Origin of the sequence: Streptomyces sp. NPDC006393 (genome assembly GCF_040628575.1) — a bacterium.
Classification (GTDB): domain Bacteria; phylum Actinomycetota; class Actinomycetes; order Streptomycetales; family Streptomycetaceae; genus Streptomyces.
Map to the genome: position 1 here is coordinate 1 of NZ_JBEXZD010000167.1, position 12,271 is coordinate 12,271.

Consider the following 12,271-nt stretch of genomic DNA (forward strand, 5'->3'; position numbering starts at 1 on the left):
AGGCAGCCCCGTCCGTTCCCGTCGTCCCCGTCCTTGCCTCGATGGCGTGATCGGGCTGAACCGCCCGGAGCCTTCACCCGGCGAGCCGTCCGGGCCACCGTTCAACGTCCCCCTGCCTCGGTCCCGGTGAGATCCGGGGCCTTTTTGGGCCGGTGGCGGGGTGTTGTCAGTGGGGCGTCGTAGCCTCGTCAGGGATGGGGCAGGTGTGGAAGTGCTCGGGGTTGCGGTGGGCGGCCGGTGGGCCCGTGCTGGTGTGGCAGGGCGGGCGGTCCAGTGCGCTGACGTGGGGGAAGCGGGTCGCCTTCGAGGTCCTGGAAGGGGGAGTGCGGACGTGTGTGGGGGCGCGGGGGCATGTGTGTCCGGTGCGGGCGGTCGTGCCGGGGCGGAGTACGGGGGCTCGGTGCGAGGAGTGTGCGCGGCTGGAGCGGGCGCACTCGGTGGCCGCGGACACGATCGCGGACGACCGGCGCGCGTATCACGTATATCTGGCCTGGTTCGGGGCCGGGACGGCCAAGGTCGGGATCACCGCGGTCGAGCGGGGGCCGGCGCGGCTGCTGGAGCAGGGCGCCGTCTGCTTCAGCTGGCTCGGTGCCGGTCCGCTGATGGCCGCGCGCCGCACGGAGGAGCTGCTGCGCGCCGCGCTCAAGGTGCCCGACCGGATTCCGTACGCGGAGAAGCGGGCCCTGCGGTCCAGGCTGCCGGCGAGTCCCGATGAGCGGGCCGCCGAGATCGCGGAGCTGCACCGGAGAGCCGTCGCACTCGGCGGCTGGCCGGAGTCGCTGGAGCGGGCGCCGTTCCGGCCCGTCGACCACGTGGCCGTGTTCGGTCTGGACGGGGTGCCCGCCGCCGTCGGCGAGGTGAGTGAGCTCGTCGCGGGCGGGACCGTGAGCGGTGAGCTGGTCTCCGCCGCAGGGCCGGACCTGCATCTGGCCACCGACAGAGGGGTCGTGGTGCTCGACACGCGGCTGATGAGCGGGTGGGAGCTCGGGCCGGCCGGGCGGGGCGCCTCGAGCGTGCCGGTGCGGCCCTTGAAGGAGGCGCGGGAGGCCGGGGGCGTGCAGGACGGGTTGTTCTGAGGGCGGGTTGTTCTGAGGGCGGGGGTGGACGCGGTGCGGGGGCCGGGGCGATCGTGGGCCGTATGAATGATCACGTGCGGGATGCGGGCCCCGCGGATCCCGGTTCCTCCCGGGGGTCCGCGGGTGCCGCGGAGAGCGGGGAAGTGCGGCGGTTCCGGGAGCGCATCGGGGTGCGCGGTCTCGTCGACGTGCACACCCACTTCATGCCCGAGCGGGTGCTGCGCAAGGTCTGGGCGTACTTCGACGGGCTGGGGCCGCTCACCGGAGGCATCGAGTGGCCGATCACCTACCGGGAGGAGGAGCGGCAACGGGTCGCCCGGCTGCGCGAGTTCGGAGTGCGGGCCTTCACCGCCATGCTCTACCCGCACAAGCCCGGCATGGCCCGGTGGCTGAACGGCTGGGCGGCCGAGTTCGCCCACCGCACCCCCGACTGCCTGCACACCTCGACGCTCTTCCCCGAGGACGGCGTGCACACCTACGTCCAGGAGGCCGTCGAGGCGGGCGCACGCGTCTTCAAGGCGCACGTCCAGGTCGGCGCGTACGATCCCGCCGACGAACTCCTCGACCCGGCCTGGGGGCTGCTCGCCGACGCGGGCGTTCCCGTGGTGATCCACTGCGGGTCCGGGCCCGCGCCCGGCAAGCACACCGGGCCGGAGCCGATCGCCCGCGTGCTCGCCCGCCACCCCCGGCTGCGGCTGGTCGTCGCCCACCTGGGCATGCCCGAGTACGAGGACTTCCTCGGCCTCGCCGAGCGGTACGCGGAGGTGCGGCTGGACACCACCATGGCGTTCACCGACTTCAGCGAACGGTTCGCCCCGTTCCCGCGCCGCGCCCTGCCCCGGCTGGCCGGTCTCGGCGACCGGATCCTGCTCGGCTCGGACTTCCCCAACATCCCCTACCCCTACGTCCACCAACTGCACGCCCTGGAACGCCTGGAGCTCGGCGACGACTGGCTGCGCGCGGTCTGCCACGACAACGGGGCGCGGCTGTTCGGACTGGACCTGGACCGTTCCTGAGCGGCCCACCGGGCGGCCCTGAGAGACGCCTGAGTGTTTCTCAGGGAAATCACAGACTTGCGCAAGCAAGCTCTCAGAGGCGGCCGACAGGGTTGCCTCCATGACCACGATCTCGCCCCAGGGGCGCACCGAACTGCTGAGGCCGGACGGGAGCCCCGTCCGGGTGCTTGTGGTGGACGACGAGCAGTCGATCAGCGAACTGCTCTCCATGGCCCTGCGTTACGAGGGCTGGCAGATCCGCAGCGCCGGGGACGGGCAGTCCGCCGTCCAGGCCGCACGCGAGTTCCGGCCCGACGCCGTCGTCCTCGACATGATGCTGCCCGACATGGACGGACTGACCGTCCTGGGGCGGCTGCGCCGCGAGCTGCCGGACGTGCCCGTCCTCTTCCTCACCGCCAAGGACGCCGTCGAGGACCGTATCGCCGGGCTGACGGCGGGCGGCGACGACTACGTCACCAAGCCGTTCAGCCTGGAGGAGGTCGTGGCGCGGCTGCGCGGGCTGATACGCCGCTCGGGCGCCGCCGACCGGCGCTCGGACTCGGTGCTGGTGGTCGGCGACCTGATGCTCGACGAGGACAGCCACGAGGTGTCCCGGGGCGGGGACAACATCCACCTCACGGCCACCGAGTTCGAACTGCTGCGCTTCCTCATGCGCAACCCGCGGCGCGTGCTCAGCAAGGCGCAGATCCTGGACCGCGTGTGGTCGTACGACTTCGGCGGGCAGGCCAACGTGGTCGAGCTCTACATCTCCTATCTGCGCCGGAAGATCGACGCCGGCCGCGAGCCGATGATCCACACCCGGCGCGGCGCCGGTTACCTGATCAAGCCCGCCGTGTCATGAGCGGGCGGCGGCGGCCGCGTACGCGGCGGGAGCGAGGAGTCCGGCAGCCGCGTGTGCCGAGCGCACCCGGCGCCTCGCGCACCTCCCGCACGCCGCGCTCGCTGCGCACGCGGCTCGTCGTCGCGTCCGTGGTGCTGATCGCCGTGGTCTGCGCGGTGATCGGCACGGTGACCACGCTGGCACTGCGGTCGCATCTGTACGAACAACTGGACGGGCGGCTCAAGGAGGTCGCCGCGCGGGCGTCCGGCGCCATGCCTCCCGACGCCCACCGGGACGGCGACCACGCCCCCGTGCCCCCGCCGGGCAAGGAGATCAAGCTCACCGATTTCGTCACCAGGGGCCCGCAGCCGCAGGGCACGATCGTGGCGGCGGTGAACGACGGCTCCGTCACCGAAGCCAAGGTGGGCGAGAAGGCCAACGACGACAACAACATCCCGTGGCTGACCCCCCAGTCGCTCAGCCGGTCCCAGACCCGCGCTCTCGGCGCCGTCCCCCGGGACCGCCAGAAGCACAGCACCGACATCCCCGGCCTGGGCGGATACCGGGTGCAGTACGTGACCGGCCCCAACGGCGCCTACTACGTGGCGATCCCGACCTCCGAGGTCGACAGCACCGTCAACACCCTCATCCTCGTCGAGATCAGCGTCACCGCCGCCGGGCTCGTCGCGGCCTCCCTCGCCGGGGCGGCCATCGTCGGAGTCGCCGTACGGCCGCTGCGCAAGGTCGCCGCCACCGCCACCCGGGTCTCCGAACTGCCCCTGCACACGGGCGAGGTGAACCTCAGCGAGCGTGTCCCGGAGTCGGAGACCGATCCGCACACCGAGGTCGGCCAGGTCGGCGCCGCCCTCAACCGGATGCTCGACCACGTCCACGGCGCGCTGCACGCGCGGCAGCAGAGCGAGACGCGGGTACGGCAGTTCGTCGCGGACGCCAGTCACGAGCTGAGGACGCCCCTCGCCTCCATCCGCGGTTACGCCGAGCTCACCCGCCGGGGACGGGAGCAGGTCGGGCCGGACACACGGCACGCCCTGGGCCGTATCGAGTCCGAGGCCGGGCGGATGACACTGCTGGTGGAGGACCTGCTGCTGCTCGCCCGCCTCGACGCGGGGCGGCCGCTGCGGTTCGAGCGCACCGATCTCGTACCGCTCGTCGTGGACACAGTCAGCGACGCCCGGGCGGCCGGACGGGAGCACACCTGGCGGCTCGACCTGCCCGACGAGCCCGCGCCGGTGACGGCGGACGCGGCACGCCTCCAGCAGGTGCTGGTCAACCTGCTGGCCAACGCGCGCACCCACACCCCGCCCGGCACGACCGTCACCGCGCGCGTCCGGCGGGACGCGCCGTGGCTGTGCGTGGACGTGGAGGACGACGGGCCGGGCGTCCCGCCGCGGTTGCTGCCGCATGTCTTCGAGCGGTTCGCGCGCGGGGACAGCGCGCGCTCCCGCGCCACCGGTTCGACCGGTCTGGGCCTGGCGATCGTGCAGGCCGTGGCGGCCGCGCACGGCGGGGCCGTCACCGTCGACAGCGCGCCCGGGCGGACCGTGTTCACGGTGCGTCTGCCCGCGACCGCGCCGGCCGGGGTGCCTTCCCCGGGCGCGGCCGGCCCGGCGGCCGACCGGCAGCCGTACGCGGCAGGCCCGGAGGTGTACGCGGCAGGTCCGGAGGCGTACGCGGCCGGCCGGGAGCCGCACTCACAGGCACGGCACAGCGTCACCACATGGGTGCGACAGGGCGGTTGAGAAGAGTCGCTGCCATGCGAACCGACTCTTCTCCCGGCACCCTGCCGGCGCGGGAGCATCTCCCGGCCACAGACGCCGGAACGCCTGTCCTGGACGTAGTGATCCCCGTCCACAACGAGGAGAAGGACCTCCGGCCCTGTGTGCTCAGACTGCACGAGCACCTCACGCGCACCTTCCCGTACGCGTTCCGCATCACCGTCGCGGACAACGCCTCCACGGACTCCACCCCGCAGGTGGCGGCACGGCTGGCGGCGCGGATCCCCGAGGTCGGCAGCGTCCGCCTGGAACAGAAGGGCCGCGGACGCGCCCTGCGGACCGTGTGGGCCGCCTCCGAGGCGCCGGTCCTCGCCTACATGGACGTCGACCTGTCCACCGACCTCAACGCGCTGCTGCCGCTGGTGGCGCCGCTGATCTCCGGCCACTCCGACCTGGCGATCGGCTCGCGGCTGACCCGCAGTTCGCGCGTGGTGCGCGGCGCCAAGCGGGAGTTCATCTCCCGCGCCTACAACCTGATCCTGCGGGGCTCGCTGCAAGCGCGCTTCTCGGACGCGCAGTGCGGATTCAAGGCGATCCGGAGCGATGTCGCCCGGGTGCTGCTGCCGCTGGTGGAGGACACCGGCTGGTTCTTCGACACCGAGATGCTGGTGCTGGCCGAGCGGGCGGGCCTCAGGATCCACGAGGTGCCGGTCGACTGGGTCGACGACCCGGACTCGACCGTGCACATCGTGAAGACCGCGACCGACGACCTCAAGGGCGTGTGGCGGGTGGGCAAGGCGCTGGCCACCGGTTCGCTGCCGCTGGACCGGCTCGTCCGCCCCTTCGGCGACGACCCGCGTGACCGGGAGATCCAGGACGTGCCCAAGGGGCTGGCCCGCCAGCTCCTCGGCTTCTGCGTCGTGGGCGTCCTGTCCACCCTGTTCTACCTGCTGCTCTACAGCGCCTTCCGGCAGTTCTCGGGCTCGCAGACCGCCAACGCGCTCGCACTGCTGGTCTCGGCGGTCGCCAACACCGCCGCCAACCGGCGGCTGACGTTCGGGGTGCGCGGCCCCGGCGGGGCGGTCCGCCATCAGGCGCAGGGCCTGGTCGTCTTCGGCATCGGCCTCGCCCTGACCAGCGGCTCGCTCGCCGCCCTGAACGCGGCGACCAGCAGCCCGGCCCACTCCACCGAACTCGCGGTCCTCATCGCCGCCAACCTCGCGGCGACCGTGCTGCGCTTCCTGCTCTTCAGGGCCTGGGTCTTCCCGGAACGGCGCGACGAGCAGCCGTCCCCGCAGCCGTATCCGGGCACCGCCCAGCCGTATCCGGGCACCGCCCAGCCGCACCCGCCCGCTCAGCCCTACCAGCAGCTCCGGCATGCGGACGACCAGCAGCTCTGGCACGCGGACGACCAGCAGCTCTGGCACGCGGACGACCGGCAGCTCCGGCACGCGGACGCCACCGTGCGGCCGCGGCCGGTGCGTCCGGGTGACACCGACCCGAGGGACCCCCGATGACCACTGACTACGACCGCCCGGGCCGGCCGCACGGTGCGGCGCAGGCCCCGGCCTCCTGGGAACCGCCGCCCACGGCTCCCCCGAGCACCTCGGCCGCCGTGGCCGAGAAGCGGCCCCTCGCGCGCCGCCTGTGGCGCGGCCGTCCCGAGGATCCGAGCTGGGCGCGCCCCGCCTTCCTCGGTCTGCTGCTCGCCACCGGCCTGCTCTACCTCTACGACCTCGGCGCGTCCGGCTACGCCAACTCCTTCTACTCGGCGGCCGTGCAGGCGGGCAGCACGTCCTGGAAGGCCTTCTTCTTCGGCTCGCTGGACGCCGGCAACGCCATCACCGTGGACAAGCCGCCCGCGGCGCTGTGGCCGATGGCCCTGTCGGTGCGGATCTTCGGGCTCGGTTCCTGGGCGATCCTGGTCCCCGAGGTGCTCATGGGCGTCCTCACGGTCGCCGTGGTCCACGCGGCCGTGCGCCGCCGGTTCGGCCCCGCCGCCGGTCTGATCGCGGGTGCGGTGCTCGCGCTCACCCCGGTCGCGGCGCTGATGTTCCGGTTCAACAACCCCGACGCGCTGCTCGCGCTGCTGATGGCGCTCACCGTGTACTGCGTGATCCGCGCGCTGGAGGACGGCCGGACCAAGTGGCTGGTGTGGGCGGGCGTCGCGGTCGGCCTCGCCTTCCTGACCAAGACCTTGCAGGCCTTCCTGATCCTGCCCGCCCTCGCCGTCGTCTACGGCGTCTGCGCGCCCGTGAGGCCGAGGAAGCGGCTGGTGCAGCTCGCGCTCGCGACGGTGGCGATCGTCGTCTCGGGCGGCTGGTGGGTCGCGATCGTCGAACTGTGGCCGGCCTCCTCGCGGCCGTACATCGGCGGGTCGCAGAACAACAGCTTTCTGGAGCTGACCTTCGGATACAACGGCCTCGGCCGCATCAACGGCGACGAGACCGGCAGCGTCGGCGGCGGTGGCGGACCGGGCGGGGGCGGCGGTACGGGCCGGTGGGGGGAGACCGGCTGGGACCGGATGTTCGACTCCGAGATCGGCAGCCAGATCTCCTGGCTGCTCCCGGCCGCGCTGATCCTGCTGGTCGCCGGGCTGGTCGTGACCCGGAAGGCCGCGCGTACCGACCCGGCCCGCGGCTCCTTCCTCGCCTGGGGCGGCTCGCTGCTGATGACCGTCGCGGTCTTCAGTTACATGGCGGGCATCTTCCACCAGTACTACACGGTCGCCCTCGCGCCCTACATCGCCGCCGTCGTCGGCATGGGCGTGGCCGTGCTGTGGGAGGAACGGTCCCGGCCGTGGGCGTCGCTCACCCTGGCCGCCGCCGTCACGGCGACCGCCGCGTGGGGGTACGTCCTGCTCGACCGCACCCCGGACTACCTGCCCTGGCTGAAGTGGATCGTCCTGGTCGGCGGGCTGACCGCGGCGCTGGCACTGATCTTCGTGACCCGGCTCGGACGCCGACTCGCCCTCGCGGGCGTCGCCGCCGGCCTGCTGACCTCCCTCGCCGGGCCGACCGCGTACACGCTGAGCACGGTGGACTCCGCGCACACCGGTTCCATTCCCACGGCCGGCCCGGCGGGCGCGAGCGCCATGGGCTTCGGCGGCCGGGGCGGCGCCCCCGGCGGGCGCGGCACGGGCGGCTTCCCGGGCGGCGGGGGGATGCCGGGCCAGAACGGCCAGAACGGCCAGAACGGCCAGAACGGCAACGGCTTCCCGGGTGGCGGAACGGGTGGCACCGGAGGCACTGGTGGCACGGGAGGCACCGGTGGCACCGGAGCCGCCGGCGGCACCGGCGGCTTCCCCGGCGGTGGCATGCCGGGCAACGGCTTCTCCGGCGGCGGGAGCGCCGGCGGCCGTACCGGCGAGGGCGGCCCGACGGGCGGAACGGGCGGCATGGGCGGACTGCTCGACGGCGCCCAGGTCGGCGCCGCGGCCAGGAAGCTGCTGGAGCAGGACGCGTCGAAGTACACCTGGGTGGCCGCGTCCATCGGCTCCCAGAACGCGGCGAGCTACCAGCTCGCCACCGGCGACCCGGTGATGGCCATCGGCGGCTTCAACGGCACCGACCCGTCCCCGACGCTCGCCCAGTTCAAGAAGTACGTGGCCGAGGGCCGGATCCACTACTTCATCGCCGGCGGTGGCATGGGCGGCGGGGGCATGGGCGGCAGCGGCACGTCCTCGCAGATCACCTCATGGGTCGAGAAGACCTTCAAGAAGGTCACGGCCGGTTCGGCCACCTTCTACGACCTCACTCGCGAGGTGAGCGGCTGACGACCGGCCGAGCGGAAGGCCGAGCGGAAGGGGCGGTGCCTGAAGGGGCGCCGCCTCTTCCTTTGTGCGTTGTACGCCGTATAGGAACTGCTATACGCTGTAAGGCATGTCGACCGCGACCCCGACTCCGACCGCTCAAGGCCACTCCCAGGGCCACCCCCAACGCTGGCTGATCCTGGCCGTCATCTGTCTCGCGCAGCTCACCGTGCTGCTCGACAACACCGTCCTGAACGTCGCGATCCCCTCGCTCACCAGCGAACTGCACGCGGCGACCTCCGACATCCAGTGGATGATCAACGCGTATTCGCTGGTGCAGTCCGGACTGCTGCTCACCGCGGGCAGCGCCGCCGACCGCTACGGCCGCAAGAAGATGCTGGTCACCGGACTGACCCTGTTCGGCATCGGCTCGCTGGTCGCCGGACTCGCCGACTCCACCGGGCAGCTGATCGCCGCCCGCGCGGGCATGGGCGTGGGCGGCGCGCTGCTGCTGACCACCACGCTCGCCGTGGTGATGCAGATCTTCACGCCGGACGACCGCCCCAAGGCCATCGGGATCTGGAGTGCCGTCAGCGCGCTGGGCTTCGCCGCCGGGCCGCTGATCGGCGGCTTCATGCTGAACCACTTCTGGTGGGGTGCGATCTTCCTGATCAACCTGCCCGTCGCGGCCCTGGGCCTGGTCGCGGTCCTCGCCCTGGTCCCCGAGTCCAAGAACCCCCAGGGCGACCGCCCCGACCTGGTCGGCGCGCTGCTGTCCACGATCGGCATGGCCTCGCTGGTCTTCGCGATCATCTCGGGCCCCGCGCACGGCTGGACCTCGGCGCGGGTGCTGGTCACCGCGGCGGTGGCGGCCGTGGTGCTGGGCGCCTTCGCGTACTACGAGAGCCGTGTCCCGTACCCCATGCTCGACATGCACTTCTTCCGCGACCGCCGGTTCACGGGCGCGGTCTCGGGTGCGGTGCTGATCGCCTTCGGCATGGGCGGTTCGCTCTTCCTGCTCACCCAGCACCTCCAGTTCGTGCTCGGCTACGGCCCCCTGGAGGCCGGACTGCGCACGGCCCCGCTCGCCCTGTCGGTCGTGGTGCTGAACTTCTCCGGTCTCACGGCCAAGTGGACGGCCAGGCTCGGCGCGCCGGTGTCGATCACGCTGGGCATGGTGCTGATGTCGGGCGGGCTGGCGTCGATCGCCACGCTCTCCGGGCGCGGATACGCCGGTACGCTCCTCGGCCTGGTGCTGATCGGCGGCGGCATGGCGGTCGCCAGCCCGGCCATGGCGCACGCCATCATGAGCGCGATCCCGCCCGCCAAGGCGGGTGTGGGCGCGGGCGTCAACGGCACACTGGCGGAGTTCGGCAACGGCCTGGGTGTGGCCGTGCTGGGCGCGGTCCTCAACGCGCGGTTCGCGGCGTTGGTGCCGGTGGCGGCGAGTTCGCTGCCGGCGGCACTGGCCTCGGCGCACTCCGCGGGGGAGCGGCGGCAGATCACCCACGCGTTCTCCTCGGGGCTGGAGACGAGCCAGCTGGTCGGCGCGGCGGCCGTACTGGTCGGCGGACTGCTCGCGGCGGCGTTGCTGCACCGGGCGGAGCGGGCAGGGAAGAACGCGGGGGAGAACACGGACGCGGAGATGGCGGTCGTCCGGTAGCGCGTGCCGGCGGCCCTCAGCGGCCGCTTAGCATGACGAGCATCGGACCGACGGGAAAGGTGCGCCATGGTGAAGGCAGCCGGCGCCAAGGACGTGGCGCGGACCAGTGTCTGGCTGGAGGGCAGGGCGCGCCGGGGCGGGCGCGGCGGCGGGCAGCCGTCGGGGCTCGACCGGGAGCGGATCACCGAGGCCACGGTGCGGCTGCTGGACGCGGAGGGGCTGGCCAAGTTCTCCATGCGCCGGCTCGCCGCCGAGCTGAACGTGACGGCGATGTCCGTGTACTGGTACGTCGACACCAAGGACGACCTGCTCGAACTCGCCCTGGACGCCGCCTTCGGGGAGGTGCGGCTGCCCGACCCGGAGGCCGACGCCGACTGGCACGACCAGCTGCGCGCTCTCGCCGCCGAGTACCGCGCGCAGCTGGTACGCCATCCCTGGCTGTCGCCGCTGGCAGGCCGCTATCTCAACATCGGCCCGAACCACCTCGCGTTCTCGCGGACGGTGCAGGGTGTGATCCGCCGCGCCGGGCTGCCCGCGCACCGTGTGACGAGCGCGATCTCGGCGGTCTTCCAGTTCGTCTACGGCTACGGCACGATCGAGGGCCAGTTCCTGTCCCGGATCGCGGACAGCGGCATGACGCCGGACGCCTACTACGCGCAGGCGATGAGCGCGGTGCGGCAGCACCCGTCGGTCGCGGACTACATCCAGGAGTCCAAGGAGATCATGGACGCCCGCGGCGGTGACACGGTCGCGGAGATGCTGGACCGCGACTTCACCTACGCCCTGGACCTGCTGATCGCGGGCATCGAGGCGATGGTCGCCCGGGGCTGATCACCCCTCGGAGGCGAGCCGTGCCGGGAAGCCGCCCGTGGCCACCGGTCCCCACCGCTGGGGCGTGATCCGGATGATCGACTTGCCCTGTTTGACCATGGCCTGGCGGTACTCGTCCCAGTCGGGGTGCTCGCCCGCGATGTTGCGGTAGTACTCCACCAGCGGTTCCACGGAGTCCGGCGTGTCGATGACCTCGGCCGTGCCGTCGATCTGCACCCACGGCCCGTTCCACTCGTCGCTCAGCACGACGACGCTCACCCGCGCGTCCCGCTGGGCGTTGCGGGTCTTGGCCCGCTCCGGGTAGGTGGAGACCACGATCCGTCCGGAGTCGTCGACCCCGCAGGTCAGCGGGGAGGCCTGCGGACCGCCGTCGGCGCGGCGGGTGATCAGCAGGGCCCGGTGCCGGGGCCGTACGAAGTCCAGCAGTTCGTCCCGCGAGACGCGGGTGTTGGTAGCGATGTTCGGTGCCATGGGGGCAGCCTAGGGGCGAAGTGCGCCCCTGTGGCTGACCCTGCTGTGCCTACGCCTGCGGCAGCGAGTCGCCCTGCACCGCCTGGATGTCCAGCTCCACCTTCAGCGTCGTACCGATGGCGGCGATGCCCGCCTGGAGGACCTGGTTGTAGTTCATGGCGAAGTCCTCGCGGCGCAGTTCCGTGGTCGCGCGGAACGCGGCCCGGGTGCCGCCCCAGGGGTCGGCGCCGGTGCCGAGGTAGGCGAGGTCCAGGTCGACCGGGCGGACCACGCCGTGCATGGTCAGCTCACCGTGGACGGTCCAGCGGTCCGAGCCGGCGGCGGTCAGGCCGGTGGAACGGTAGGTGATCTCCGGGTACCGCTCGACGTCCAGGAAGTCCGGGGACTTCAGATGGCCGTCGCGCATGCCGTTGCCCGTGTCGATGGAGGCGGCGTGGATGACCGCCTCCACACGGGACTTGGCAATCTCGTCCGGGGCGATCTCGATCGTGCCCGAGAAGTCGGTGAACCGGCCGTGCACGCTGGAGATGCCCAGGTGCTGGGCGACCGCGGCGACCGAGGAGTGCGCCGGGTCGATGGTCCACGGCCCCGGCGGCGGCAGTTCGGTGCCGCCCTGGCGGGCCAGCGTCACCGTGCCGACCTCGGCCCGGCCGCTCGCGGTGACGATCGCGCTGGAGGCGGCGGGCGCGTAGCCGACCGCGGTGACGATGACCGTGTACGCGCCCGGCGCCAGTTCGGTGGTGTCCCGTACGGCGCCCTCGTGGTCGGCCTCGGCGCGCAGGACCTGCGTGCCCGTCATGTCGGTCACCGTGACGACCGCGTGCGACACGGCCCATCCGTCCCGGGTGCGGATCCTCGCGGTCAGTCCCATCCCGTTTTCTGCCTTTCGATTGCTCGTTCGCCTGGG

At 72.7% G+C, this 12,271-nt stretch carries 10 protein-coding genes; 8 read left to right on the forward strand and 2 right to left on the reverse strand.

Annotated features, from left to right (window positions below; all coding sequences use genetic code 11):
- Positions 1 to 194 precede the first annotated feature (194 nt).
- The 8 genes from ABZ484_RS36920 (at position 195) to ABZ484_RS36955 (ending at position 10,893) form a co-directional block, all read left to right on the forward strand.
- Positions 195 to 1,076, forward strand: a complete 882-nt coding sequence (locus ABZ484_RS36920; protein ID WP_358870328.1) for a DUF2797 domain-containing protein — start codon at positions 195 to 197, stop codon at positions 1,074 to 1,076.
- Positions 1,077 to 1,138: 62 nt separating this feature from the next.
- The gene (locus tag ABZ484_RS36925) at positions 1,139 to 2,092 is read left to right on the forward strand and encodes an amidohydrolase family protein (RefSeq protein WP_358870329.1); all 954 of its coding nucleotides are present in this window, start codon (positions 1,139 to 1,141) and stop codon (positions 2,090 to 2,092) included.
- A 100-nt stretch (positions 2,093 to 2,192) separates the two neighbouring features.
- Entirely contained in the window at positions 2,193 to 2,933 is a 741-nt protein-coding gene (locus ABZ484_RS36930) for a response regulator transcription factor (protein ID WP_358870330.1), read from the forward strand.
- Entirely contained in the window at positions 2,930 to 4,672 is a 1,743-nt protein-coding gene (locus tag ABZ484_RS36935) for a HAMP domain-containing sensor histidine kinase (RefSeq protein ID WP_358870331.1), read from the forward strand. Before ABZ484_RS36930 ends, ABZ484_RS36935 begins: the two co-directional genes overlap by 4 nt.
- A gap of 14 nt (positions 4,673 to 4,686) precedes the next feature.
- Complete coding sequence (locus tag ABZ484_RS36940; protein ID WP_358870332.1) at positions 4,687 to 6,165, forward strand: bifunctional glycosyltransferase family 2/GtrA family protein; 1,479 nt, start codon at positions 4,687 to 4,689, stop codon at positions 6,163 to 6,165.
- A complete protein-coding gene (locus ABZ484_RS36945) occupies positions 6,162 to 8,423 on the forward strand; it encodes a glycosyltransferase family 39 protein (protein ID WP_358870333.1) in 2,262 nt (753 codons plus the stop codon). Before ABZ484_RS36940 ends, ABZ484_RS36945 begins: the two co-directional genes overlap by 4 nt.
- Positions 8,424 to 8,529: 106 nt before the next feature.
- Positions 8,530 to 10,062, forward strand: coding sequence for an MFS transporter (locus ABZ484_RS36950; protein WP_358870334.1), 1,533 nt, complete (start codon positions 8,530 to 8,532; stop codon positions 10,060 to 10,062).
- Positions 10,063 to 10,128: 66 nt separating this feature from the next.
- A complete protein-coding gene (locus ABZ484_RS36955) occupies positions 10,129 to 10,893 on the forward strand; it encodes a TetR/AcrR family transcriptional regulator (RefSeq protein WP_358870335.1) in 765 nt (254 codons plus the stop codon).
- On the opposite strand, the gene ABZ484_RS36960 is transcribed toward ABZ484_RS36955, so the two are convergent.
- Entirely contained in the window at positions 10,894 to 11,364 is a 471-nt protein-coding gene (locus ABZ484_RS36960) for a PPOX class F420-dependent oxidoreductase (protein ID WP_358870336.1), read from the reverse strand.
- Positions 11,365 to 11,413: 49 nt separating this feature from the next.
- The gene (locus ABZ484_RS36965) at positions 11,414 to 12,235 is read right to left on the reverse strand and encodes a YceI family protein (RefSeq protein WP_358870337.1); all 822 of its coding nucleotides are present in this window, start codon (positions 12,233 to 12,235) and stop codon (positions 11,414 to 11,416) included.
- Between the last annotated feature and the right edge of the window lie 36 nt (positions 12,236 to 12,271).